This is a genomic window from Catelliglobosispora koreensis DSM 44566, assembly GCF_000379685.1.
Lineage (GTDB): Bacteria > Actinomycetota > Actinomycetes > Mycobacteriales > Micromonosporaceae > Catelliglobosispora > Catelliglobosispora koreensis.
In genome coordinates, this window is sequence record NZ_KB903249.1 from 135,726 (window position 1) to 160,198 (window position 24,473).

At 62.8% G+C, this 24,473-nt stretch carries 22 protein-coding genes; 7 read left to right on the plus strand and 15 right to left on the minus strand.

The genetic code is table 11. The features are described 5' to 3' along the window. The first annotated feature begins 694 nt into the window (after nt 1-694). Together A3E1_RS0100705 and A3E1_RS0100710 are read left to right on the plus strand one after the other, a co-directional pair. Nucleotides 695-7,012 carry an RHS repeat domain-containing protein gene (locus A3E1_RS0100705; protein WP_026207946.1) on the plus strand — a complete coding sequence of 2,106 codons (6,318 nt, stop codon included), beginning with the start codon at nt 695-697 and terminating at the stop codon, nt 7,010-7,012. Between the two features lie 22 nt (nt 7,013-7,034). Next, a complete protein-coding gene (locus A3E1_RS0100710) occupies nt 7,035-7,331 on the plus strand; it encodes a hypothetical protein (protein ID WP_020518822.1) in 297 nt (98 codons plus the stop codon). A gap of 623 nt (nt 7,332-7,954) precedes the next feature. Here A3E1_RS0100710 and A3E1_RS0100720 read toward each other — a convergent pair. Next, a complete protein-coding gene (locus A3E1_RS0100720) occupies nt 7,955-8,254 on the minus strand; it encodes a hypothetical protein (protein WP_157631235.1) in 300 nt (99 codons plus the stop codon). A gap of 718 nt (nt 8,255-8,972) precedes the next feature. On the opposite strand from A3E1_RS0100720, the gene A3E1_RS0100730 reads away from it, so the two are divergent. Continuing rightward, nucleotides 8,973-9,392, plus strand: coding sequence for a VOC family protein (locus A3E1_RS0100730; protein WP_020518826.1), 420 nt, complete (start codon nt 8,973-8,975; stop codon nt 9,390-9,392). Nucleotides 9,393-9,398: 6 nt separating this feature from the next. Here the strand turns inward: A3E1_RS0100730 and A3E1_RS0100735 are convergent, their stop codons facing one another. From A3E1_RS0100735 to A3E1_RS0100755, 5 genes are all read right to left on the minus strand, one after another. Continuing rightward, entirely contained in the window at nt 9,399-10,535 is a 1,137-nt protein-coding gene (locus A3E1_RS0100735) for an amidohydrolase (RefSeq protein WP_020518827.1), read from the minus strand. 37 nt (nt 10,536-10,572) lie between these two features. Beyond that, nucleotides 10,573-11,526 (minus strand): hypothetical protein, encoded by a 954-nt coding sequence (locus tag A3E1_RS0100740; protein ID WP_157631236.1) that lies wholly within the window; start codon nt 11,524-11,526, stop codon nt 10,573-10,575. 36 nt (nt 11,527-11,562) lie between these two features. Then, the gene (locus A3E1_RS46805) at nt 11,563-11,868 is read right to left on the minus strand and encodes a hypothetical protein (RefSeq protein WP_020518829.1); all 306 of its coding nucleotides are present in this window, start codon (nt 11,866-11,868) and stop codon (nt 11,563-11,565) included. 537 nt (nt 11,869-12,405) lie between these two features. Continuing rightward, the gene (locus A3E1_RS0100750; RefSeq protein WP_020518830.1) at nt 12,406-12,840 is read right to left on the minus strand and encodes a SigE family RNA polymerase sigma factor; all 435 of its coding nucleotides are present in this window, start codon (nt 12,838-12,840) and stop codon (nt 12,406-12,408) included. A 45-nt stretch (nt 12,841-12,885) separates the two neighbouring features. Next, nucleotides 12,886-13,317, minus strand: coding sequence for a DUF6234 family protein (locus A3E1_RS0100755; RefSeq protein WP_020518831.1), 432 nt, complete (start codon nt 13,315-13,317; stop codon nt 12,886-12,888). A gap of 181 nt (nt 13,318-13,498) precedes the next feature. Here A3E1_RS0100755 and A3E1_RS38215 point away from each other — a divergent pair, with 181 nt between their 5' ends. Further along, a complete protein-coding gene (locus A3E1_RS38215; RefSeq protein WP_169454343.1) occupies nt 13,499-16,186 on the plus strand; it encodes an AfsR/SARP family transcriptional regulator in 2,688 nt (895 codons plus the stop codon). A 4-nt stretch (nt 16,187-16,190) separates the two neighbouring features. Here A3E1_RS38215 and A3E1_RS0100765 read toward each other — a convergent pair whose 3' ends face one another. After that, nucleotides 16,191-18,035, minus strand: coding sequence for a hypothetical protein (locus tag A3E1_RS0100765; RefSeq protein WP_020518833.1), 1,845 nt, complete (start codon nt 18,033-18,035; stop codon nt 16,191-16,193). Between the two features lie 127 nt (nt 18,036-18,162). After that, entirely contained in the window at nt 18,163-18,639 is a 477-nt protein-coding gene (locus tag A3E1_RS0100770; protein ID WP_020518834.1) for a hemerythrin domain-containing protein, read from the minus strand. An 83-nt stretch (nt 18,640-18,722) separates the two neighbouring features. On the opposite strand from A3E1_RS0100770, the gene A3E1_RS0100775 reads away from it, so the two are divergent. Next, nucleotides 18,723-19,169, plus strand: a complete 447-nt coding sequence (locus tag A3E1_RS0100775; RefSeq protein WP_020518835.1) for an SRPBCC family protein — start codon at nt 18,723-18,725, stop codon at nt 19,167-19,169. Here A3E1_RS0100775 and A3E1_RS0100780 read toward each other — a convergent pair. Together A3E1_RS0100780 and A3E1_RS44255 are read right to left on the minus strand one after the other, a co-directional pair. Beyond that, nucleotides 19,166-19,546, minus strand: a complete 381-nt coding sequence (locus A3E1_RS0100780; protein ID WP_020518836.1) for a DUF2203 domain-containing protein — start codon at nt 19,544-19,546, stop codon at nt 19,166-19,168. The two genes, A3E1_RS0100775 and A3E1_RS0100780, sit on opposite strands and share 4 nt — an antisense overlap. After that, nucleotides 19,543-20,202 carry a hypothetical protein gene (locus A3E1_RS44255; protein ID WP_020518837.1) on the minus strand — a complete coding sequence of 220 codons (660 nt, stop codon included), beginning with the start codon at nt 20,200-20,202 and terminating at the stop codon, nt 19,543-19,545. The genes A3E1_RS0100780 and A3E1_RS44255 overlap by 4 nt, the downstream gene beginning before the upstream one ends. Before the next feature lie 60 nt (nt 20,203-20,262). Here A3E1_RS44255 and A3E1_RS45815 point away from each other — a divergent pair, with 60 nt between their 5' ends. Beyond that, complete coding sequence (locus A3E1_RS45815) at nt 20,263-20,415, plus strand: SRPBCC domain-containing protein (RefSeq protein WP_211215832.1); 153 nt, start codon at nt 20,263-20,265, stop codon at nt 20,413-20,415. Continuing rightward, a complete protein-coding gene (locus A3E1_RS0100795; protein WP_020518839.1) occupies nt 20,416-20,799 on the plus strand; it encodes a VOC family protein in 384 nt (127 codons plus the stop codon). Here A3E1_RS0100795 and A3E1_RS0100800 read toward each other — a convergent pair. From A3E1_RS0100800 to A3E1_RS0100820, 5 genes are all read right to left on the minus strand, one after another. Next, on the minus strand, nt 20,796-21,350 hold the full coding sequence (locus A3E1_RS0100800) for an NADAR family protein (protein ID WP_020518840.1): 555 nt from the start codon (nt 21,348-21,350) through the stop codon (nt 20,796-20,798). The genes A3E1_RS0100795 and A3E1_RS0100800 overlap by 4 nt on opposite strands. Continuing rightward, entirely contained in the window at nt 21,347-21,835 is a 489-nt protein-coding gene (locus tag A3E1_RS0100805) for a YfbM family protein (protein ID WP_020518841.1), read from the minus strand. The genes A3E1_RS0100800 and A3E1_RS0100805 overlap by 4 nt, the downstream gene beginning before the upstream one ends. 9 nt (nt 21,836-21,844) lie before the next feature. After that, a complete protein-coding gene (locus A3E1_RS0100810) occupies nt 21,845-22,063 on the minus strand; it encodes a helix-turn-helix transcriptional regulator (RefSeq protein ID WP_020518842.1) in 219 nt (72 codons plus the stop codon). Next, complete coding sequence (locus A3E1_RS0100815) at nt 22,056-22,514, minus strand: hypothetical protein (protein WP_020518843.1); 459 nt, start codon at nt 22,512-22,514, stop codon at nt 22,056-22,058. The genes A3E1_RS0100810 and A3E1_RS0100815 overlap by 8 nt, the downstream gene beginning before the upstream one ends. Nucleotides 22,515-22,575: 61 nt before the next feature. Next, a complete protein-coding gene (locus A3E1_RS0100820) occupies nt 22,576-24,438 on the minus strand; it encodes a CASTOR/POLLUX-related putative ion channel (RefSeq protein ID WP_026207950.1) in 1,863 nt (620 codons plus the stop codon). Between the last annotated feature and the right edge of the window lie 35 nt (nt 24,439-24,473).

The following is a 24,473-nucleotide window of genomic DNA, read 5'->3' on the forward strand; positions in this document are numbered from 1 at the left end:
CGGCAGCTCGACGAGGACACCCTCGCCCGCCGGCGGCGGGTGCTAGGCGATGACCACCCCGACACCCTCCGATCAGCCCACAACCTCGCCGTGCACCTTTCACCTTGCGAGCCAGAGTGACTAACTGAGTGACTACCGGCACGAAGAACTGCGAGCAGTCACGGACGCATACGGACAGTTTCGAGAGCTGGCGTGCAAAGTCCATAGAGATCCAGTGGTCGTGATGTTTGCTTCACACGGAAGCTCTATGGGCATCTAACCCGAGTTCGGTAAGCCAGATATAGTCGCAGTTCGCTCGCGGTACTCCCCGTAACGCGGGCGTTGGGGGCCGGTGCGGTAGGGGTACCGCGTGAAAGCTGGCCCCCGCCCTCCAACCTTGCCTGAGTCGGCCATGCGGTGCTCAGCCAATGCGCAATCTCTTCGCCGACGCGCCACCTCGGATGGGGTGGCCCAGCCCAGGTCGTCGATTCCTGCGGGCAATCCTGGCTGTTGACACACCCGGTGATCGTTCTCCGAAATCTCGTGCGCGGGTTTATGCGTCATTGCGGAGGAAACGGGAAATCCGGCGATCTTGGTTGTTCTATTTTGGATACTCCGCAGGGCACTTGGCCTGCATAAACGTGGAATAGTTGACTAACTTGCCGGTTTGTTTGTAGCCTGCCGCCTCGTGTCTTGATCGTCTGGGCACGCTCTGGTGAAAGGCCCCCTCGTGCGCTGTCTGCGGTTGCTTCCTGCTGCGTTGGTGTTGTCGTTGCTTGGCAGTGTCGTGGCGGTGTTGCCGCCGCTGCCTGCGGCTGCGGCGCAGCCGGGTGGCGGGTCGTCGTTGCCGTCGGTGCCGATGACTGGGCCTGCGCCGAAGGCACCGAGTTCGTCGGTGGAGTTGCCGAAGTGGCAGGGTGCGCCGGTGGTGTGGCCGTCGGAGGCGGCGGCGACGCTCGAGGTGCCTGCGTCTTCGGGGGTCGCGGCGTTCTCAGCCGATGGTTCAGCGGATGACACAGCACCGGTTTCGGTGGGCGGTCTGCCGATCGCGGTGGCGCTTGATTCGACTGGTGCTGATCCGGAAGGCCTTGTGCAGTCTGGGATCGCGGCGCCGTCTGGTGGCGGGCAGGTTGATGTGCGGGTGCTGTCGCAGACTCAGACCGCGGCTATGAACGTGCGGGGTGTGGCGTTGACCGCGGCTCCGCGCCAGGATTTGGGCGGCTCCCTTCGTCTTTTGCTGGATTACAAGGCTTTCGGGCATGCGTTTGGTGGCGATTTCGGTGGCCGATTGCGGCTGGTTCAGCTTCCGGCTTGTGCTCTGACGACGCCGGAACTCAGGGCGTGCCAGACGCAAACACCGCTCGCGGGCGGCGTCAACGACGCATTAACCAATACCGTGACCGCATCAGCGTTCCTTCCGGCGGCATCGGGTTCGCAGCAGGTGGCTGGCATGTCAGCGCAGGCGGCTGAAACCCAGGGCACGACAGTGCTCGCCCTTACCGCTGGTTCCGCGTCGGACTCGGGCGACTACGCCGCAACTAACTTCAACCCGGCGATGTCGTGGTCGGCGGCCGGCAACGCCGGTAATTTCTCGACCTCGCAGCCGATCAAGACTGCGCCGGTGCCGGGAAATCTGGTTCCGCAGGTGTCGCTGAACTACTCGTCACAGTCTGTTGACGGGCTGACGGGCGGGTCGAACAACCAGGCGTCTGAAGTTGGGGATGGCTGGAACCTGGGCGGTGTGTCTTTTGTGGAGCGTTCGTACCGGCCGTGCAAGTACGACTCGGGTCCATCGAATTCAGGTGACTTGTGTTTCGTGTCCCACTCGCTGCTTAACGTTGTGCTTAACGGGCAGTCCTCGCCGATCCTGACTGACACTAAGACTGGCCGTGGCCTGATCGTGGCTGATGATTCGCTGGGCTGGAGGATTGAGCGCGGTACGGGTGCGCCGAATGGTGGTAAGGACGGCGAGTGGTTCAAGATCACGACGATGGATGGGACGCAGTACCATTTCGGCTACCGCGACCGTAACGCCGGTGGTGGTGCCGCGCTGGTTCCTGTCTATAGCAACGACTCGACGGAGCCGTGTTACAACGCCAATTTCGCTAACGCCTGGTGTTTGATGGGCTACCGGTGGAATCTCGACTACGTTGTGGACCGGTTCGGCAACACGATGACGTATCACTGGGAGCTGTACAAAGGTTCCTACGGCGCGAACAACAACACGACCGCGCTCGGGTTCGATATGACCTCGGTGCTTAAGAGGATCGAGTACGGCACCAACACCGCTGTCGCCGGTGGCGGCAACCATCCGGCACAAATCCGGTTCGACTACCTGCACCGCTGCTTCCAGGCCTCGGGCTGCACCAGTAACTTCAACACCACCTACTGGCCCGAAACGCCATGGGACTTGTTCTGCCATCCCAGCGAAACCACCTGCGCCGGGCGCACGTCGCCGACGTTCTGGTCGGTGTACCGCATGGACCGCATCATCTCCGAAGTCAGAACCGCCCCCGGCGGTGCGTGGACTGAGGTGGAACATTTCAAGCTGGAGCACGCGCTGCCCGCTACCGGTGACTTGATCGCGCCGTACGGGGCAGGTCAGGACGACACACCGCCAGCCTTATGGCTGCAAGCCGTCTGGCACAACTCCGGCCAGCTGGTTTCGGAGTTCGGCGGGGTGCGCATGAGTAACCGGGTGTTCTGGGGTGACGCCCACGGCAAAGCACCAATGAACCGCTACCGCGTGGCCGAGCTCAAACCCGGCTCTGGCGGCATCACCCGCATCACTTACTCGCCGGCTGGCTGTTCGCAAAGCGTTTACCCGGCCGGGCGTAGCGACCGCAACACGATGCACTGTTTCCCGCGCTGGGAATCGGGCGGCCTTGGCTGGTATCAGAAGTATTTGGTCACCGACGTTGAGGAAGCCGACCCGGTCGGCGGCGCACCGTCGGTGTTGACCCACTACGACTACAACAACAACGCCATCAACGCCAACATGTCTAACGACAACGGCAACTACGAACGTGCCCTGTGGCACTTCGACACCAACATCCACAGCCCCATCGATCAGCGTGACTACTCCACTTGGCGCGGATACTCCAACGTCATCACCACCGTCGGCACCGGCACCACCAAAAAAGTCACCGAGAACATCTACTACCGCGGCATGAACGCTGACCGGGCCGGCGGTAACTGGGACACCCGTGTTGTCACCTTCCAGGCCGAAGGCGTCACCGTCACAGACCATGATGGCATGGCAGGTACTTTGCGTGCCTCCTACCGGCGCAATGGCAGCGCGACCGCCCGCTGGCTGGAAATGGCCAACTATGACTATGACGTCAGTGTTTCCGGTGAATACACAGACTTCCGGATTAAAGCCTGGAAAGTGCTCAAGACCATGGACGTGTCGGCCATTCAGAAACCTGATGGCTCTTATCAGCGCTACACAGACACCCGTACCGCTTGGACGAGCACGTTCCCGTATCTGGTGAGCAAGGTTAGCGACCTCGGTGAAACCTGGGCTACCACCGGCGGCATCGGCAATGCCGATGACCGCTGCACCACCACTACCTACGCCACCCCCAATCTCACCAAGTGGGTTATTGGCCTGGTCTCGGAAACCATCACCACCGACTGCGCCGCAACACCTGGCACCGCCAACGTCATCAGCGGCACCCGCACCTACTACGAAGGCCAGCCGCTACACAACCCCGGCACCCTCGGCCGGGCCGGCAGAACCGAAACGCTCGTCAAAGCCACCGCCTACCCACCAACAGCCGCCACCGACTGGACTCCCACCGGGGACCTTTCCAACTACGACGTACACGGGCGGCCACTGACCTCAAAAGACCCGCGCACGAACAAGCCCACCACCACCGCCTACACCCCGGCCACGGGCGGGCCGGTCACCTCGGTCTCCGTGACAGCGCCACCCAACGGCAGCCACACGTTCGTCACCACGCAGACGCTGGACACCCGGTGGGGTAAACCCACCGTGGTCACCGACCCGAACCTGCTCAAAACCCAGGCCCAGTACGACATCTACGGCCGTCTGCTCAAGGTGTGGAAGAACAACCGCGCCACCAGCCTGACGCCGGATGCTGAGTACCGGTACGAGATCCGCCGCGACAAGGTGTCATTCATCGGCACCAAACTGCTGGCACATGACGGCACCCAGATGCACGAAACGTTCCAGATCTTCGACGGCCTGCTGCGCCCACGGCGCACGGAATCCCTTTCGGGCAACGATATCGGCCGGATGATCACCGACACCAAGTACAACAGCATCGGCGAGGTCCACGAAACACTCACGTTCCACAACGGCGAGAAGCTGCCCAACTCAGACTTCAACGGCTACACCGACTTTTCGCTTATCGACCGCCACACCAAGTTCTACTACGACAACCTGGGCCGCAAAACCCTCGACGAACCATGGGCCCAGGGCGCGATGCGGGGCTCCACCTTCAACACCACCACCGCCTACAACGGCCCGGAAACGAAGGTGACACCCCCATCCGGCGGCACCATCACCACTACCATCACCAGCGCACGCGGCCAAACCGTTGAACTCAAGCAAGAAAAAGCCGCCGGCGTCACCATCTCCACCACCTACAGCTACAAACGCACAGGCGAGCTAGCCGAAGTTACCGATCCCGCCGGCAACAAATGGGCCTACACCTACAACCTGGCCGGCTACAGAACCAAAACCGTTGACCCAGACGCCGGGACATCGGAAACGACCTACCACAACGGCTTCCTGATCCGGTCCACCAAGGACGGTAACAACAACGTGCTGTGGCACGAATACGACGACCAGGGCCGCAAAATCCGCACCCGCGCCGACACCGAAGGCTCAGGCCCGATCCTGTCCGAATGGGTCTACGACACCGCGGCACTAGCCTCCGGTGGCACCGCCAAAGGCCAGCTCGCATCCACCACACGCAAAGACGCCGCCGGTGACTGGGTAACCCAGATCGCCTCATACGACAACGGCTACCGGCCCCTGTCGACCACCTACACCATCCCCGGATTCGGCCCAGGCGGCACCGGGAACCTGACCTACAGCGTCGCCAGCGCCTACACCGCCAACGGCTCGCCGCTAGCGGTGACCATGCCCGAAACCGGTGGCCTGCCCCAGGAAAAGATCGAAAACAAATACCTGATGGCCAACGGCCTGCGATCCGGCGCCGACTCCAAAACAGGCACCACCAACATCGTCACCTCGCCACTGATCGCCGGCGACAAATACCACGCCGACGGCCAGCTATGGCTACGCGAACTCGGCCCCAGCTCGCTCCGCGCGTTCATCGAAAACAACATCGACCGCGCGACCGGGCGGATCATCCAGATCGCCACCAGCACCCAAACAACCACGCAGCCAACACCCGTGCGCCAGCACACCATCGACTACTACTACGACCCAGCAGGCAACATCACCTCAGCCGGCACCAAACCTGGCACCGCCACCAACTACGACCAGCTCGAATGCTTCAAATACGACAAGCTACGCCGCCTGACCGACGCCTGGAGCCAGGACCCCGGCACCTGCGGCACACCACAACGCGGCGGCGCCGACGAATACCAAACCAGCTGGACCATCGACGACATCGGCAACCGTCAAACCCAAACTGACACCACAGATAGCGGCACCACCACCTGGAACTACCAAAACGGTGCCTCCGGGACCGTCAAACCGCACCAGGTTAAGCAAATCACCGCGACCGGCAACCCAACCCGGACCTTCAGCTACGACCTCGGCGGGAACATGAAAACCCGCACCACCGAAACCGGCGTGGCCCAAACCCTGACCTGGGATAAAGAAGGCCACCTCGCCAAAGTCGAACAAACAGGCACTGGCACCATCGCCACCTACGTGTACAACACCGACGGTAGCCGAATTGCGGCAACCACCGGCACCACCACCACGGTGTTCCTGCCCGACGGCACCGAACTCGCCAAAACCGGCACAGCGATCAGCGCTAAGCGCTACCTGGCAGGCGTTGCCGTCCGAGACATCACCGGCCTGAAATGGACCGTGGCCAACCATCAGGGCACTAGCCTGCTGCAAATCGATGCGGCCACCTTGGCTGTTACCTCCCGGCGTATGACCCCGTACGGTACACCCCGCGGCGCGCAGCCCACCTGGACCGGAACCAAAGGCTACGTTGGAGGTAACACCGACAACACCGGCCTAACCCACCTCGGCGCCCGTGAATACGACCCCACTATCGGCAAGTTCGCCAGCCGCGACCCCATCATGGATTTGGCCGACCCGCAGCAATGGCACCCCTACACCTACAGCAATAGCAACCCCACCACATGGTCAGACCCACGAGGCACCCACCACGGATCGTCCGACATGGGCAGCGGCGACGATTGCGGCACGACCTGCACACCGTACGTACAGCAGAAAGCAATTCCGTCGGCCATCTCCTGGAAGCTGCCCACTTTTCAGTGGAATCCGACGCCGACGCCGACGACCCCAACACCAACAACGCCCACGCCCACGCCCTCAACGCCGACGACTCCAACGGACCGCCCGGTTCCCAAGTGCCTAAACTGCCAGCCGACCAAAGAACAACTCGCGGACGCGGCAAGGCAATGGGCGTGGGAGCATGGCAAGGCGCCCTGGATGCCGAACTCGCTAGGCTTCTGCGGCAACTCGCTTTTTGGAGTGAGCGCTGGTTTCAGCTCGGCACTCTGCCTTCATATTGATATCAACGGCGTATCGGTGGTCAGTTCTGAAGGATTCAGCGGTGGTGGCACATTTGGGGTCATGAATGGCGGGGCACTGGTCTGGTCGAACGGTTTTAATGACGATCAAGACGGACTCGCTGAAGGCGGGTCCGCGATGCTGGGGCTTGGCGGAGCTCTCGACGGCTCCATATACCAGTCGCTGGACGAGAACGGGCAAGGCAATGGCATCTACAATGTCTCAGTCGGCCTTGGTGGTGGCTACGGCGGCAGCGTTGTTACCCAAGGAGTTCAGAATACGACTACGTTACTGAGCGGACGCTGGTGGTTCTGGTGATATCAGTATTTCGGGAGTTCCAATGAACGAACAGATCCGCGCCTCGCAAAACTACAGGCGGTCCATCGTTGGCTTACGACTCGTGTCACTTGCGCTCCTCGGCGCATTTGTTGCGGTCGTACTAATGGCCGGGCCTGGGCTTCTTGCAATCGGCCAGATCTTGACCCTGATGGTATTCCCAGTGGCTGCAGTCGGGATTCTTATGGGCTGGATAGGCCAGCTAGGGATGATCAAAGAGTTTGGCATTAGCGTCTTGTTCAAGAACGCCGACACGACACTTCGGGACGTATTTCTCGGCATACCAAACAGGCCTGACTGACGGAAGTTAGTGTGGGGCCGCGACCTCACGCCCCAATGGTGGTCTCAGGACCCGAGGAGCGCATCCGCTGTTGTCACACTGTGAAGGTAAGGACAAGCGGGATACCCGCCTTAGGCCCCTCGCCTGCCTCTGGCTGTGCTCCTCAGTGTGCACTCCATGCCGATAAGTGACAAGCCAATGGCCAGGGTCCAGAGTCGGAGTGACTAATTGAGTGACTACCGGCACGAAAGCCTGCGAACAGCCACGGACGCTTGTGGACTCGTTCCACAGCTCGTGAGCAACGTCAATAGAGATCCAACGGCTGCGATGTTTGCTTGACACGGAAGAGGTCACTGGTTCAAACCCAGTATCGCCCACCAGGAAAGACCAGCTCAGAAGCCAGTTCCCGGAAGTCCGGGGGCTGGCTTTCTTCATCAATGTGGGCACAGTGGGCAGACTCGCGGCGTTCGAATTATCAGCATGAGTTCGGCAGCGCGGGTGGCACCGAGGTGCCCATCGACTTCAACTCCGACCTGATGCGCCTGGCCACCGGAGGTTCCGCTGCCTGACACGCCAGGCCGACGGCGCAAAACGCAGCTCGCCTACGTATGACGTGGGGCGAGCTGCGTGTCATTTTGCGGAACTTATAGCGGGCCGCCGGGGTCGTTGGCGCCGCGGGGGAGGATCCACAGGTCGTACCAGCCTGACATCCACGTTTCGATGCACCAGGCGGCATCATTTTGGCCGACGGTGACGGCGATGTTCTCCCAGTACAGGCATTGGCTTTGGCCCTGATAGGTGTCGGCGAAGAACCAGCCAGGCCCAGGTACTGGGCTTTGCGGGCCGGGTCCGGGCAGGCCGTTAGCTATCGCCACACCGGGCGCCAGAGCAAGTACGGCAGCGGTCGCCGCCGCGGCCACTACTGTTCGCGAGAAATTTAACATAGAAAGATTCTTGAGCTTCTATCTTGGTGCTCGCAATTGGCTGGATGGTCGGCGTGAAAGCGGAATGGGAGGACGGCCTCCGATCCTGTCAGATGCACCGCAAGCATGAATATGTTGGACCGCAAGACATCCGCGACTCGATCGCCGCTTCGGGCGGTGGCTGCAACTTGCCGTTGCTGGGAGGCGGTTGTGTACGAACGGCCGGTGACCGCTTGTAGTTCTTGACCAACACATGATCGCTATGACCGGGGGTCCGGTACAGAGTCATAATCACGGCCGCACTTGTGCTGGTAACGCTAGCGCTCGCGATGGGACAGCAGGTGTGTGGATCGATGGCATGTACTTATGCTGCACCGGTACTGACCGGTTCGGCCGCCCTCACCGGGGTTGTGATATTGGCTGTCAGGTGGTGGCCTGGCCATGACCGCACCGACTGGCTCGCGCCGGCGGCACTGATTTCCCTGCTTTTTCTGTGCTGGGGTCGCGGCGGTCCTGCCCAACTTCGGCAGATACTGCCCCTGGACACTGATACCAAGGGCCAGTGCCTGATAGGCGGCGACGTTGGTGCCGGTCCCATGGGCCGCGGGCATTAACGCCACGCCCGTTTGCGGCAAGAACATTCGCCAAAGGCGAACCTGTCACGATAGAAGCGCTTACCGCGAACGAGACCCCAAACCATCGAGCGACCGGTTTTGACGTTCCGACACAGGAGGATGACATGCGGCAGCGACTCAATCTGATCCTGCTTGGGGTGCGCGATGTCGCCGCCTCAGTCGCGTTCTATCAGGCCTTGGGCTGGCGACGGTCCACGAAGGGTTCGGACGAGTTCGCGTTGTTCGAGCTGGGCGGGGTCGCGGTGGCGTTTCAGTCGCGGGCGGCGTTCGCGGCAGACGCCCGGCTGCCCGACCGGGAGCCGGGTGGCTTCTCCGGCTTCGCGCTGGCATATGTGGCCCGCAGCGCCGAGGAGGTCTACGAGGTCATGGCGAAGGCTGCCGAGCTGGGCGCCACCGTCACGAAGCCGGCAGGGCCGAACGCCTGGGGACACAGCGGATACTTCACCGATCCGGATGGGCACCTGTTCGAGGTGCTCTACGAAGACGGCTGGGTCTTCAACGAGCACGACGATCTGGTGCTCTGAGGAGGCTCAGAGCAGCACGCCGTGGGCGATCACCTGCCGCTGGGGACGTTCGGTGACGGCCTCTACGGTGCTGCTGACGGGGAGCAAGAGGAGGTTGGCCGCGCAGCCGGCGGTCAGGCCATAGTCCGGGAGCCCGATGACGGATGCTCCACCGTGGGTGGCCAGTCGCAGCACCGAATCGATGTCGTCGTCGCGCCGGTAGCCGGACATGACGGCAAGTGACAGCACCTTCTCGAGCAGATCGCCTGTGCCGTAAGGGCTCCACAGGTCGCGTACGCCGTCGTGGCCGAGGCCGACACGCACTCCCGCTTGGGCGAGCCGTGCGAGCGGGAGCTGTGGCGTAGTACCAGGAGCGGTGGTAGTCAAAGAGATGTCAGCTGCGGCGATCGACTCGATTAGGGCACCTTGCCGGGCATCGTCCACAGTGGACAATGCGTAGCAGTGCGCGATCGTCACCTTGCCCTGTAGCTGAAGTGCGTTGGTGCGCTCCACGATCCGGTCGATTTGCCAGGCGCCAAGGGTGCCGCGGTCGTGCAGGTGAATGTCCAGACCGACACCCTTGTCGGCGGCGAGCCCGAAGATGGCGTCGAGGTGCTTAATGGGATCGCCGTCGAAACCGGCCGGATCGATGCCACCGACGAGGTGAGCGCCCGCGTCGATAGCGTCTGCCATGAGGGCGAGCGTGCCGGGTCGCGTGATGAGGCCACTTTGCGGAAACGCGACGATCTGCATTGACACTGGACGGCTTGCGGCCGCCTCCTGCACTCCGGCGATGGAGGCGAGGCCGATGACGGGATCGACGTCGACGTGGCTGCGGACGTGAAGCACACCATGGGCGATGTACCGGTCGAGCAAGTCGCCCGCACGCGCGGCGACAGGCCCGAGTGATTCGCGATGGGTGCGCTCGTTGTCAATGAGCGACGCGAGTGAGCTTCCCGCGGTGTGCCGCCGATAGGGGCCGCCATACGTCGTCTTGTCCACGTGAGCGTGCGCGTCCACGAGAGCTGGCAGGACTAGCCGCCCAGCCCCGTCGATGACCTCAGCGCCCGGGTCCGGCTCTCCTGTTAGGACACCGTTGGCGATGTGCAGGTCAGCTGGATCGCCGCCCCAGGGACGAACATTGCTCAGGCGCAGAGACGTCATCGTGGCAGGCTACCGCGCACCCTAAGCGCGCGGTGGTCTAGCCACTAATCAGCGCCACCGTCGCGGCATCGAGCTGGAATAGCCCGCCATTGTCACCGGTCGCGCGATGACAACCGCCGAGTTCCACCGCGATCCACGGGCCGCTCGGTGAGACGATCGCGAACGGCACCTGTGGTGAGCTACATGGCTTAGCCGGGCCCGCTTTGGCGTAGGCGTCCAGAAACGCGTCCAGCTTCGTGCCCGTGAGTTCGCCGGCTGAAGCCAGCTTGCCAACGGCATACGATCCGGTGTTGTTGTACCCCGCGATGGTGTCAGCGGAGTTCAGCGAGTAACGGCAGACTCGAAGCACGGCTGGGCGCGGCGTTGGCACGGAAGGTGCGTGCGACTTGGGGTCGGGATTCGTTCCTTCAAGCGCCACCATCGGTTTCCACGAACCGCCGCAGCCTGAGCCGATTTCCAGCTGACTGCGGACCTGCCGCAATTTGGTCTGCTTGACCGTCGTCCACTGCAGTTGCTTAATCGCGGTCACCACTTCTGGCGATGGCGTCTGGCATTCGTTGACGGGAACCCTGGGAATGACCGTCTTTCCGCTGGCGTCGATGAGGGTAATGACGATCGGCGCCCGCCATGCCAAATCGCAAGCAGCCGCGCCCTGGTTAATGTCTGGCTTTCGCAACGCATCCGCCAGCTGGGTCAGTCCGCCAGCCGCCGTCTGCTCCTCGATGGTCAGCCATTCGCCCTCACCTGGTACCCCCAAAAATGTTTGAAGGCAGCGGGTTGCCGAGACCGCGGCGAAATCCACGGGCAATGGCTGGTATGGCACTTCCGGGTTGGGGGAGAGCCCCGGTCCCGAGCCAGAGCAGTGAACGCCCAAGGTTTCGCTAGGCAGGGAGGTATTGCCCGTCGTGGATCCGGCGTTGCCTATCGTCTCGGCTCTGGTGCAGCCAGCGAGGAGAACAATGGCCAGGAGCGAGAGGAAAGGGCGTGACATACGGTCTCTGACGCTTGGCATGGGTGCCTGGTTCCCTTAGCAGGTAATGGCCGCGCAGAGCCGGGCGACGGCTTTGGCGGACAGTTGTTTGGCGAGGTTGGCGGCGTCCTTCTCGATATAAACCTGAATCACGTGATCGCCTTGCTGGATGAGAGCAGCGGTGGTGTATTGGTCGTAGGCCGGCACATGCTTGCCGCTCGCCTTTTCGTGCACAGCTGTCTTTTGTCTAAATAGGACAGAGGATTTCCCGGCGAAGTTCGTGGCCAAGATGGTGAACGTTCTGCGAGCCTCATGGTCGTCCCCGACTTGGGTGCTGGTAGAGAAGGCGGGGCATGCCTGCACGACCTTCTTCGCGTCGCCGATGATTTGTGGCGCAACGCCTTCCGGATACCTAGTGATATGAGTCGATATGAGATCGTTTCTGGCCCAGGAAGGATGTGGCCGACCATGACGATGGCCTGGCTGTAAGCGGTAATATTGAGGGCTGCGTACCCAGGGCAGTTATCCCGTAGGTCCAGAATCCAGGCTCTTCCAGCGCCGGCACGCTCAATGTAGGGACTCTCCAGGCGATAGCCGGCACCGGCGTCCTCGGGCTGGAGCAAGGCGCGTTGCGGGATCGTTATCGCTGGCGGTGTCCAGGCGGGCGAGACGGAGACACTCGGTGACGCTGATGGCGAGGGCGAAGCCCCAGCGGTGGGAACACTGGGTGTTGCCGGCAGGGTGGCCCAGATCAGGCCCGAGATCGCTACGCCGGCAAGGGGTCCGATGGCGGCGGCACGGATGGTACGGGTACGGGCCCTGCGCTTAATGTCGGAAACCTCGGCCCATTTGACGGCGGGCAGAGCGCGAGCGAAGTCGGCCACCTTCTTGGGCAATTCGTCAGGCATCGACAGTCTCCACTCTCATCATGGTGCCCAGGGCTGTCCGGCCACGAGACAGGCGCGCTTTGACGGTGCCGACGGCGACCCCAAGCTCGTCGGCGATGATGGCGACGGGCAGCCCCGCGAGATAGTGCAGGGCCAAGGTGATGCGTTGCTCCTCAGGCAGCCGCGCCATGGCCGCCACGAGATCCACCACCCGGGAACGCATCCTGCGCCACCAGCTCACGGCGATGCGCGAAGCCGTCAGGCGTACCCACGCCTCAGGATCGGGGTGACGGCGCACCGAAGACCACCGCTGCCAAGCTCGGGCGAAGGCTTCCTGCACCACATCCTGCGCCTCACCAAGGTCACCGGTGATCAGGTAGACAAAGCCGAGAAGCCGTTGCCGGCTGGCTGTGTACAGCCCTTCAAAGTCCCCGCGGTCGTCGAGCATAAAGCTATTACGCACAGGGCACGGGAAAGGTTGCCGGTCAGTTCGTTAGCCGCCGGGGCAGCTGAACCCGCCCTCGCCGCTGTGCTCTTGGCACACGTAGCGACCGGGCGGTTCCGGCGCGGGTGGATTCATCTCCCGGTATGCGCCAGAGGCGCTCAGCACTCCCGGGACAAACGCCAGCACACCCAGAACGCCGTAGACACCGGCCGCCCAAGGCCGCCGCCCCGCGAATGCCGTGGTAGCGATGGCCAAGGGTCCGGCGAAGAGAAGGATTCCGCCACACAGCACGATCAGGCTGCCCTGGTGAGCGAGACGTTCGATCTCCGCCGTGGTGGCCGCGCTATGGCGGCCGGCCCAGCTCTCCATGCCGATGCTGAAGGCCAGCAGAACGAGCACTAGCAGACTCCCGAGCCAAAGCAGGGTAAGCAGTGCGATGGCTGGGGCAGACCATTGCGTCGCTGGGCGGCGTTCAGACATGGCCTGAAGGCTAGGGCGCTGTTCAAAGCACGACATGAGCTGAAGTACTCAAATGTGCCTAGGGTGGTTTCGAGCTGTCGTCGGATGATGTGGCTTCGGGACGTTTGAGTGATGGGACCTCGTTGATCCCGGGATGCATGGATATAGTGGCGGTTCGCGATGGCACAAACCTGCACGAAACATGGGAAGGCAAAGCCCGACAGTGTTCTTCCGTTCGCTTGGCCCGGTGGAAGCAGTCGATTGTGGAGAGTCGTTACCGTTAGGAACTCCCCGGACACGGATGGTGCTGGCACTGCTGCTAGCGCGTCGCGGGGGAGTGGTGAGTGTCGATCAGCTGGTCGACGAGCTGTGGCCGCGTGAATTGCCGGCCGACCCGAGAATGCTGGTGCATGGCTATGTGTCGAGGCTGCGCCGAGCGCTGAAGGGCCAAGCGTCACGGCTGCAGACCCGCAAACCGGGTTATGCGCTCACGGTTGGCGAGACGGAGTGGGACGTCTACGTCTTCGAGCAGTTGATTGCCGACGCGCGGCTGGCGCGATCCGCGGGGCAACTGGAGCGCAGCGCCAAGCTGTTTGGCGAGGCCCATGAGCTGTGGCTCGGCGAACCGTTCGCCGATGTGCCGGGCGCGACCGCTCTGAGCGCCGCGGCCAAGTCGTTAACGGAACTGCGGCTGTCGGGATTGGAGGAATGGTTCGACAACCGGCTCGCGCTCGGACGCGACCCGGAACTCGTGCATGACCTCACGCGGGAGGTGGCAGCGCATCCGCTAAGGGAACAGTTGGTAGCACTACAGATGCAGGCGCTCGACAGCTCGGGCCGGCGGGCGGAGGCGCTGGCGAGCTTCCGGCACACGCGCGGGCTGCTCATCGGCGAGCACGGCATGGAGCCAGGCCCAGATCTGCAACGTGTGCATCAGCAGTTGCTCCAGGATCGCCCAGCGGCGCCAGCGCAGCTTCCGCTTGCTGTCCCTGGGTTTACGGGCAGGGCATCCCAGATAGCTGAGTTGGACCGGGCGCCCACCGTGGCCGTTGTTACTGGCACGGCCGGGGTTGGCAAGTCAGCGCTGGCCGTGCACTGGGCGCACCAAGTCAGGCGACGGTTTCCCGACGGTGAGCTCTTTGTGAATCTTCGCGGTTTCGACCCAAGTCAGTCCGAAGTGGACCCAGGCGAAGCGCTAGTCGGTTTCCTTGAGACGCTTGGCGTTCCAGCCGCCCGGATTCCATCGTCAACCGACGCGCGGGCAGCCTTGTTTCGCAGTGTGCTGGCTGGCAAACGGATACTCGTCCTGCTCGACAACGCTCGCGATGAGGAGCAGGTGCGGCCACTGCTGCCGGGGACCGCTGGCAGCCTCGCCCTGGTGACGAGCCGTGATCCGCTGACGAGTCTGGTCGCGGTCGAGGGTGCCCGGTCCGTCTTCGTCGACGTCCTCAGCGAGGCCGAGTCCGGCGAGCTGCTTGCCGCACGGCTCGCGAATCCTGGTACCACAAGTGATCCAGCCTTCGCCCGGATCGTGCGGCACTGCGCGGGTTTGCCGTTGGCGCTCGCGGTCGTGGGGGCCACCTGGGTGACGCAGCCAAGCCTGTCGCTCGACACGATCGCGTCCGATCTGGACAGTGGAGTCCTTGACGCGCTTGATAGTCCCGATCCTAAGACTGATTTGCGCTCCGTGTTCTCGTGGTCATACCGGGCGCTGAGCCCGCCTGCGGCGGCGATGTTCCGGGTGCTCGGGCTGCATCCCGGCCCGGACATGCCAGTGGCGGCGGCCGCGGCTCTGGCCGGGACGGATCAGGCCATCGCCCAGCGGCTGCTGATGGAGCTGCACCGGGCGCACCTGATCGTGCAGCATCGCGCGGGCAGGTTCTCCTCGCACGATCTCCTGCGGGCCTATTCGGCCGAACTGGCCGCGATGATGGCTCCTGGTGCCCGGGCGAAGGCGCAAGAACGGCTCCTGGAGCACTACGCGCACACTGCGGTGGCCGCGGCCCACCTCCTCGATCCGCAACGGCGGCCGATCGTGTTTGAGGGTCCGGGCACGGATGTTGTCATCACCGCACTGGGCGGGCATGCCGACGCGATGGCCTGGTTCGAAGAGGAGCACGCGGCGCTTGTGGACATCGCCTGCCGGACCGGCTCGTGGCAACTGGCCTGGGCCCTGAGCACCTATCTGCGGCGGCGCAACCACGGCCGGGACTGGGTGCGCACCCAGCGCGCGGCACTGGCGGCCGCCCAGCTGACCGGTGACACGGCCGGGCAAGCGAACGCGGCGCTGCAACTGGCCATGGCTGAGTTTTGTCACGGTGACGATGAGGCGTCAGCGAAAGCACTTGAGGAGGCCATCGCTCACTTCGATGTCCTCGGCGACCACCATGGCCTGGCGACCGCGTGCCACTTGCAGTGCCTGCGAGCTGAGCGCGATGGCGACTACGCGACAGCGTTTGTGTTCGCGGACAAGGGATTTGAGTATTACCACCGGGCCGCCGATGGGCCCGGGCAAGGACGTGCGCTCAGTGCCATGGGCTGGTACCAGGCACGGCTCGGCAATCCCAGCCTCGGCTTGACCTACGGCAACGCGGCCCTTGAGGCGGCACAGTTCTCCGGCGACCTGCCAGGCGAGGCCAGCGCGTGGGAGCAGCTCGCCCGGATCCACCTCCTGATGGGCGATCCCGAGACGGCACGGCACGCGTTCGAAAACTGTGCGGCCCTGCAGAAAGCACAGGGCGACCATCTCGGCCTCGTCCGTGCCTTGAGCGGCCTGGCCGAAAGCCTTGAGTCACAAGGTGCTCAGGCCGAGGCCGACGAGGCACGCAGACAGGCCCGGAAACTGACAGCGACGCAGGCCGCCCGGAATTGGCGGCCTGCGTCCAGGTAACTGATTACAGCGGATAGGCGTTCAGGTAGACCGGAACACCAATCTTGGTCAGGTCGGCCGCTTCACCGTGGCCATCGATCACGTGATCGATGATGCCCGCGCTGAGGTTGACCGTCATGATGTGGATGAGCCGCACACCCGGCCGGTTTGGCGCCTCGAAACCATTCTCCGTGTGGATCGCCGGGTTGTTGCGGTTGAACACGTAAACCCCTGCGCCGTAAAGGGTGTGATGGTGCACGTGCGCGGCGACCTTGTAACCGGCGTAGCCCTCGACATCGCCATTCATCCAGTCGGCTTGAGTGGGCGGGTCGTAGGGCAACTCGTTCTGGTACAAAATCGTGGTCCCGTGCTCACCGTTCCAGACGGTGTTGTACTTCTGGAAGTGCTCCACAAACAACCCGGTCGCCGTGACGTGATCCCCGTTAATCACCGCGCCATAGCGGCCCGTGTTGGTGTTCCACCGTTCGGTGTCGGTGAAGCCCTCGGCACCATGGTCTCCGCGCCACACCCAGGTGTGGTCGATGAGCACGTTGTCGCTGTTGACTTCCAGCGCGATGTCGGCCTTGCCGATGTGCGGGCCACCCACGCGGAAGTACACATCGGACAGTGTCGTGGGGTTGCTGGGATCGCTGGGACGGTATCCGTGTTTCTTGCCCACCCGCAGCAACACCGGTGACAGTTCGGTGCCCGCGTCGATGGTGACCCCGGCGATGACGACACCGGGAACATCAGCGATATCAAGCGGAATCGAGCCGTTGACGGCTGTCAGTGTCGCGTGCCCGATGCCGAGGACAACCGTGTTGGCACGCCTGACCTCAATGCTGCGGGCGATGTTGTAAACCCCAGGGGTCAGCAAAAGGTGCTTCCCCAGAGCCAAAGCGATGTTGATGGACAGGACGGAATCGCCCGGCTTCACGACATAGAAGTCCTTGAGCGCAATCGTCCGCCCCGGGGTCATGCCGTTGGCCCACGAGACACCGCTGGTGTCGCGCTGTGCTTGCGGCACACGGACAAAGTACTTCCCGTGCGCGTCGGTAAACAGGTACGGCTTCTCGCGGCTCACCGGCGTCTTGCTTAACGTGGTGTAAGGCGGGTTCGGGAAGGCCGTGTCGTCAGGAGCCCCGGTGACACCGGAGAAGACCTGGTTCCACACCCCGTTCGACCAGCCCGCGACCTCGCTGTTGCGCGTGAGCCACTGTTGCTGTGAACCGTTGACAGTGAACGGAAGCCGGGAGTCGGCGATGAAGCCGCCGCTGGCGTATTGCGGTCCAGCGGTGCAATAGTCCATCAGCGACAGATTGGCCCCGCTGACGTTTAGCCGGCGCATCGAGACCGCTTGCGAAACAGCCCAGAAGTTGGCCGAGGCACGGCAGCCATCCTGGCCGGCGGCGTTGACGTTGATCGACAAATTCGACAGGGTCCGCCAGAAGTTAACCAGCGCAAGGCAATTGCTCGTGCCTCCGCCTTCCAGGCAACGGTTGTAGACCTCGACCTTGCCGTTGATGACAACATCGGTCGGCGCCGCACCGAGACCAGCGATCTCGGTGTAGTAGCCGACTTTGAACTGTAGCGGCGCCTGCGCGGTCCCATAGATGCCTGGCTTGAAAAGGTAGGCGTGCCGCTGCACGCCCATCTCGTTGTCCACCTGGGCGGCATGGGCCTGATCGAGAACCGACTGGATCTCGCTGACCGGCATGCTGGGATCGAAAACGGTGACGTTAGCCCCTAGCCCTCCGGCGCTGGAGGGCGGTGAAGCCGCCGTGGCGGCTGAACCTGTTGTGGCGACGGCCGCCAACACAACGCTGAAGGCTAGTACGGCTCTCCCAAAGCCGGGGCTAAGGGTGTTCATGCGGTTGTCCTTTCTGGACCAGAGCGACACTAAGAGCGATTGGGAGAGCGCTCTCTTTCAGTGTGCTCCGTATTTCTACCGCGTGAACCGGTGAAGCGCTAGTGCCACAGCACTATGGAGCGAATCGTCATGATTTCGCGGACATGAGCGCGAGCGGGTCGGCTGGCGCGTCCTTCTTGGCAGCGGCCATTTCTTCGCCAAGCTCGATGAGACGGTTGCGGCCCAGGGCTTTACGCACCTGCGGGAACCATTCCTCTTCTTCCTCTTTGACATGGTGCTCGACGTTCTCAATGAGCACGGTCACCTTGGCGTCGAAGGTCTCGTCGCTGGGATCCAGCTTCTTCACCTCGGATAGCAGCCACGCCACGACGTGGTGTTCTTCCACGCTTTCAAGAACGTGTTCGCTGATGTCGGGAGCTTCGCTCCGGACGGCTGGGTAGAAGATGCTTTCCTCGATATAGGCGTGGGTGGTCAGTTCCTTGACAATCTTGTCGACGAGCTTGCGTTTGGCCGCGGGAGTCGCGCTGTCTTTGCTCTTTTCGAACTCCCGGAACAAGCCGCTGACTGTCTTGTGATCTTCTTTGAGAAGCACGATGCCGTCCATGGGAGAGGGTTACCGGAAAACAGGACTTTTCAAACATTGCGCCAATGACGTTTACCCGTGCTCAGGCGCGGTACGGCTGAGGTATGAGTGTTATCGACAAATCCATCGAAGTCGACGTACCGATCCGTACGGCCTACAACCAATGGACGCAGTTCGAGTCGTTCCCCCTGTTCATGGAGGGTGTTGACAACGTTCAGCAGCTGTCGGACACCCGTACCCATTGGCAGACCAGCATCGCTGGAGTCAGCCGTGAGTTCGACGCGGAGATCGTCCGCCAAGAGCCCGATGAGTGTGTCGCGTGGCGCGCGATTGACGGCCCCGACCAGGCGGGCAAGGTGACCTTCCAGCCCATCGGCCGCGACCGCACGCTAGTCAATGTCACCATGGACTTCCGGCCGGAAGGGACCATGGAGAAAGCTGGCGACACCACCGGACTGGTGGAGCGCCGCGTCGCCGGTGACTTGGAGCGGTTCAAGGACTTCATCGAAGGCCGCCGCTCGGAGACGGGCGCGTGGCGGGGTTCTGTCTAATCGACGGGCCGGCGACCGGGGAAGCCGCAATCCTGACGGTGGTACCAGTCGATGGTGGAATCGCCTTCTAACCAGCACCACAAGACGGGCACGCCATCGCGCTCACCGGGATAATCCAAAAGCAAGGGTGCGTATCCCTTGAACTGCGCCCCGGTCGCGACGATGCGCTCGGCGAGATCGTGCAGCCGGGCCTCGATCGCCTTCGCCTCAGCACGCCCACCGGCGGGACTGACTCCGTCAGTGGTTAGGTCAGTCTGAATCTCGGCCAGGTCAGCGCGCAAAGCGATGAACTCATCGAGCGTTGGCATGATCGAGGCGACACTGGCCCGCGCTTGTTCCAGAGTCCACTGTGGACTGTCCGCGTCTGGTTCGGTCATGGCTGCGGTGGGCTCGGGAACAGGGGCCGCATCGACTTTTGCGCCCGGTCGATGCTGCGCTTGGCGTAGAACATGAGCAGCCCGAAGACCACGATGAAGGTGCCAACGCCAGCGATCGTGAGCCAGGCGTTGTTCCAGTCGAGCTGATAGCCGATCAGCGAACCGATGACGCCACCAACAACCGAGGTCAGGACGGCGACGACAACGGGTGTCGCCGCGATGAGGTGCAGCAGATTGTTACGCGAAGGCTGGACGCCCATCGTGACGCCAATGCCACGCGGATCGTCGTGCGGGCTCATAACGAAATACTTCTTCAGATCCGGTGCGATCTGCAAGTAGGCATTCCTGATCCGGTTCATGCCGAGGACACATTGGGCATCGTGGTAGTTAGATCCGTCGAGGCGGATGTAGGTCGTGATGCCCACGAAGAACACGACCGGCAGCACAGCGAGGGCGAACAAGGAGAACGTCTTGCCGAATCCTGACGCCTGTGCGATCAGGGCCAGGGCGACCGTCGCTCCCGACAGCGTGGACAGGAACATTCCCGCCCGGCTAAACGATTCGTTCCACGCTAACGACCGGGACGCGAGCAGGCTCCAGTGCTCGGTCGCTAGGATCTGCAACCGCTGCGCGTCATTCGGGCCCTCTTCGCTCATCCAGCTCAGCGTATCGCCCCGTGAGTGGAGGAGAATACGAACATGCCGATGCAGGGTGAGATGACGATAAGGATCTCGCTGACTGACGCCAATGGTGGCACCGATGTGGTCGCCATCCGCGACGGTCTGCTAGCGGGAGTGTCTACAGAGGACAATGAGGCCGGCTGGCGGGAGTCACTTGACCGTCTCGCCGCGCTCGTGGAGGAGAACTAAATGCGTTTCGCCGTCCGTAACATCGCCTTCGACTGCACGGATCCTTATGCTCTGGCAACGTTTTGGAGCCAGCTCCTCGGCGTGCCCATGAGCCAGGACGACCAGCCCGGCGACCCCGTCGCGACGATCAGCCCTCCGGGCACGCCGACGTTATATTTCGCCGCGGTCCCCGAGCCGAAGACGGTGAAGAACCGGGTGCACGTGTGCCTGACGCCAGAAATCGCGCGTGACACCGAAGTGGAGCGCTTGCTGGGTCTCGGGGCCACCATCGTCACCGATCAGCGCCAGCCTGACGGCACGGGCTGGGTCGTCTTCGCCGATCCCGAGGGCAACGAATTCTGTGTCCTGCGCAGCGAGGCCGAACGCGCGGCCACGGGAGGTTAGGCCAGCTGTTCGCGAGCTTGCATCAGCGCGAAGCCGAGCAGGTTGCGACCGCGCCACTGCCCGGGGTCGGCTGCCCGTTCGTCGTTGGCCGCGAGACCGATGCCCCAGACCCGGTCGGTGGGACTGGCCTCGACGAGCACGCGCTTCTGAGTACCCACAAGAAAGGTCTTCAAATCGGGATGCTGGCTGAACTTAGCCACGTTGCCGGCCACCACCACGGCGAAACGTTCTTTATCCCACACCGCGAGGTCGAATCCCTGAACCTGGCGTCCCAAGGCTTTGGCTTGCCGTGGGTGACCAGAGGCCAGGACCTGCTCGGCGGAATCGGTGTCGCCGAACACCATCGCCTTCGACCACATCATCCAGTGCTCGGCGGTGGCGAAGATCTGTCCGTCCACTTCGAACGGTGACGGCCACCATTGGCTGAGGCAGCCGGCGCCGATGCGGCCATCGGGCTCGGGCGCATGACCATAGAAGAGGAGGTACTTAAGCTTGGCGCCCGCAGCGTGAAGCTGCTGCAGTTCTGCTAGGGACGTGGGCAACGTGTTCATTGGTCCACCGTGAAGATGACATGAGCGGAAGCGGCCGTACCGCGCTGGAAGAACGCGCGCAGATCAACGAAATTCTGCCAGGTGTAGTCGAAGTCTTCGGCGCCCAGCGGACCGTCGTAGTCATCTGGCTCGATCTGGCTGTAGCCCTTATGTAGCAACGCTTCGTCGACCTCGCCGAGCGCCGCCGCGACGTCGGCGACCTGTGCTGGCGTGAGGTAGCTGACCGTGTAGTCGTCTTCGCGGTAAAGCTGGCGGCCGCCGAGAATCGCGGCGTTGAGCGGATAGTTGCCGCCAACGTAGGTCAGCTCGCCGTCGGTGAGACTGCGATGGATCGCGTCCCACGCCTTATCCGTGGCGCACTCGTCGAAATCGCCCTCTTCTTCGATTTGCTCGATGACCTCCATGACGGCGTCATCGTCGCGGGCGGCGAGAAGTTGTGCGGCCGTGTCGTCGTCGATGGCGAAATGAACCCCGCGAGCAGTCATGCAGGCACCTTACTCGCCGGGGTACTGAAACACGTCGTCGAGGGGGACGTTGAAAGCCTGGGCGATCTGAAAGGCCATCTCCAGTGAGGGTGAGTAACGCCCCTGCTCGATGGCGATAACGGTTTGCCGGGTGACCCCAATGCGTTCCGCCAGCTCGGCTTGCGTCATCTCCCCGTGAGCGAAACGCAAGGCACGGATGGAGTTGGTGACGCGGGTGGGCTTAACCATGGAACGCTCCGTGGTAGGCGCGGATTTTGGCGATCGCACCCCACGTCGCGCCGATGGCACCGATGAGGAACAAGGCGTTGCCGATCCAGAAGTGGTCGAGCTTAAGCATCGTCAGCACTAACACCACGGCCGTGCCGAAAGCCGTTATGGCCTGGGCGATGCGGTCGCCATAGCGGTCGATCTGCTTGTCACGGATGTCGGCTTCCACCTTGTGGTCGCGGGTGATGATCGCCGTCACGATCGAGCTGACGATTGACCCCACGATGGTGCCGACGATGGTCACACCGATCGCCCACAGCATCGGGGTGACCCAGGAGACCTCGGACACCGGCTGCTTCAGAGCACGGGGAATGACAATGACGAAATAGACGATCGTGGTGAGCGGAATCAGAACAGCGGCCCACCACGTGTTGCGTTGCTCAAACGTCATGGGGACGTGATCATCAGTCATAGAAGCCAAGGTATAGCAAACTTGACCTGATGTCAAACACTCTTAACATCAGGTCAAGTCACTAGCTGTTCGCCAGCACGATCAGCCGGTCGATGACGGGCATCGGAGCGCCCTTCGGCGGGTTGAGCACGATGCCATGGCCGTCGCCTGGATCGGCCATGCGGTAACCGATCGCGATCTCGCCCCGGCGGCGCGCGGCCTCAACCGCGGTCGCGAAGGTGAGCCCGGCCTGATCGCGCACGTAGTAGTTCGACGGGCGGATGTAGATCTCGGCACCGTCCGGGTCGAACAGGTCGATGAACACCGACTCAAGATGCTTGTTCTCCGAGACCTGCGTCATGAGGAGGCTCACGAGTTGCTCGCTGACCACGAAATCGTCAGCCTTGGTCAGCTGCGCCAGAGCCCGGTCGCGTTCGTCGCGCATCTCGCTGACGATCGAGCCGGAGTGCCCCGTGTTCGCGAGCAGATCACGCAAGTGCAACAGCGTCACCAGCACCCGGGAATCCGCGGTGAGCGGGTCCTCGCGGTCGTCGCACAGGAGAATGACGTTCTGGTACGAACCGACATCCAGCGATTCGAGCACTTGGCGGTCGCGGATCTCGCCGTCCTTGATGCGCACCGCGAGGTGGCGCAACATCAAGCCAGCCGCCGCGGGGTGCGCGTCGGGCCGGTCGCTGACGATGTCCACGGTGGATCCGTTGGGCACATACACATCGAGCTGTTGAATGATCCGTGTGGCCCGCCCGTTCCAGCCCAGGATCAGCGTGTGCTCCGGGGCGGCCGGACCACGAGCCGCGTGCAGGATCGCGGAAGGGTCAACCGGCGCCATCGTCTTGGCCAGCTTGATCATTGAGTCGTCCTCGGCGAGGATCACAAGCTGGTCATCGGGCCGGATCACCGTCTGCATTGGTGGGTTGAGCGTTGTCTTGCCACCCGCGTGCAACAGGCCCATCGGGCAGCACTTCTCGTAGGCCTGAAGGATCTCGCCGAACTGCCGGCCGACGAAGGCGGGCTCGCTCGTCATGTAGATCTCGTCGCCGCCAAAGTCGAACAGGTCTTGGTAGACCACGGAAAGCTTTGACTGACGGGCGGTCTGCACGATGAGCCGTGCGCCGATGTCGTCACCGTCGAGCACGGTCGCGTCACCGCCGGCGAGCTTAGCCACGGCCCGGTTGCGTCCATCCCGGACGGACGCAACCACGTGATGCGGCCTGCCCCGGAACGCCGGTCCTTTGTTGATGGCGAGCAACACCTTGAGGGTGAACGCATCCGCGTCTTCGACCGACGCGGAGTCGGGCGGCAGGACGATGATCGAGCGTGCCTCGTTGATGTTGACCAGCTCGAGATCGGTGAGGTCCAGTGGGCTGCCCGTGCGGAAGACGAGCCGCGTTTTTCCCGTGTCCGGCAAGCGATGCTGAACACGGTCCTCCATGAGCACCTTGTCCATGTCGGCAAGAATGGTGATGGTCGCCTTGCGGCGGCTCTGATTCGCCGTGACCAGCTCCTGCAGCACGGTGTAGATCTGGTCGGACCAGCCGAGAATGACCGAGTGGTCCTGTTCCAGGACGAACGACCGTCCTTTACGGAGCTGTTCGAGCCGGCGGCTCAAACCACTTGTCAGCAAACCGATGAGGGCGCTGACGATGAAGATGCCACCGATCGAAAGCACAAACCACAGCGCCAGTTCGGCTAGTTCACCCTCACCCGGAGCGTCCAGGTTGAAGGTCGCCACGAACGTCTTCCACAAATTCTGGAAGAGGTGGCCCTCCTTATCGGGCGCGACGATTTCGAGCCCGGTGCCGATGATCAGAACAAGGGCCGCCGACGCTATCGCGAGCCAGCCGATAAGCCCCGTGGTGCCACGGGAAACGGTGTTATCAAACCAGTAGCGCAACTTAACGCCAAGGCCTGGCCGTCGTCTCATTCGCCACACCCTAATAAGCAAAATTTCGATCCAAC

Excerpts from the sequence above, each read along its gene's own strand:
- A3E1_RS0100800 (WP_020518840.1), bottom strand. The coding sequence starts at position 21,350 with ATGAACACGTTGCCCACGTCCCTAGCAGAACTGCAGCAGCTTCACGCT.
- A3E1_RS0100755 (WP_020518831.1), bottom strand. The coding sequence starts at position 13,317 with ATGTCTGAACGCCGCCCAGCGACGCAATGGTCTGCCCCAGCCATCGCA.
- A3E1_RS0100780 (WP_020518836.1), bottom strand. The coding sequence starts at position 19,546 with ATGACCGAACCAGACGCGGACAGTCCACAGTGGACTCTGGAACAAGCG.
- A3E1_RS0100795 (WP_020518839.1), top strand. The coding sequence starts at position 20,416 with ATGCGTTTCGCCGTCCGTAACATCGCCTTCGACTGCACGGATCCTTAT.
- A3E1_RS0100820 (WP_026207950.1), bottom strand. The coding sequence starts at position 24,438 with ATGAGACGACGGCCAGGCCTTGGCGTTAAGTTGCGCTACTGGTTTGAT.
- A3E1_RS0100710 (WP_020518822.1), top strand. The coding sequence starts at position 7,035 with ATGAACGAACAGATCCGCGCCTCGCAAAACTACAGGCGGTCCATCGTT.
- A3E1_RS0100740 (WP_157631236.1), bottom strand. The coding sequence starts at position 11,526 with ATGTCACGCCCTTTCCTCTCGCTCCTGGCCATTGTTCTCCTCGCTGGC.
- A3E1_RS0100720 (WP_157631235.1), bottom strand. The coding sequence starts at position 8,254 with ATGTTAAATTTCTCGCGAACAGTAGTGGCCGCGGCGGCGACCGCTGCC.
- A3E1_RS44255 (WP_020518837.1), bottom strand. The coding sequence starts at position 20,202 with ATGAGCGAAGAGGGCCCGAATGACGCGCAGCGGTTGCAGATCCTAGCG.
- A3E1_RS45815 (WP_211215832.1), top strand. The coding sequence starts at position 20,263 with ATGACGATAAGGATCTCGCTGACTGACGCCAATGGTGGCACCGATGTG.
- A3E1_RS0100750 (WP_020518830.1), bottom strand. The coding sequence starts at position 12,840 with ATGCTCGACGACCGCGGGGACTTTGAAGGGCTGTACACAGCCAGCCGG.
- A3E1_RS0100810 (WP_020518842.1), bottom strand. The coding sequence starts at position 22,063 with ATGGTTAAGCCCACCCGCGTCACCAACTCCATCCGTGCCTTGCGTTTC.
- A3E1_RS0100765 (WP_020518833.1), bottom strand. The coding sequence starts at position 18,035 with ATGAACACCCTTAGCCCCGGCTTTGGGAGAGCCGTACTAGCCTTCAGC.
- A3E1_RS0100815 (WP_020518843.1), bottom strand. The coding sequence starts at position 22,514 with ATGACTGATGATCACGTCCCCATGACGTTTGAGCAACGCAACACGTGG.
- A3E1_RS0100775 (WP_020518835.1), top strand. The coding sequence starts at position 18,723 with ATGAGTGTTATCGACAAATCCATCGAAGTCGACGTACCGATCCGTACG.
- A3E1_RS0100735 (WP_020518827.1), bottom strand. The coding sequence starts at position 10,535 with ATGACGTCTCTGCGCCTGAGCAATGTTCGTCCCTGGGGCGGCGATCCA.
- A3E1_RS0100770 (WP_020518834.1), bottom strand. The coding sequence starts at position 18,639 with ATGGACGGCATCGTGCTTCTCAAAGAAGATCACAAGACAGTCAGCGGC.
- A3E1_RS0100805 (WP_020518841.1), bottom strand. The coding sequence starts at position 21,835 with ATGACTGCTCGCGGGGTTCATTTCGCCATCGACGACGACACGGCCGCA.
- A3E1_RS38215 (WP_169454343.1), top strand. The coding sequence starts at position 13,499 with ATGGGAAGGCAAAGCCCGACAGTGTTCTTCCGTTCGCTTGGCCCGGTG.
- A3E1_RS0100730 (WP_020518826.1), top strand. The coding sequence starts at position 8,973 with ATGCGGCAGCGACTCAATCTGATCCTGCTTGGGGTGCGCGATGTCGCC.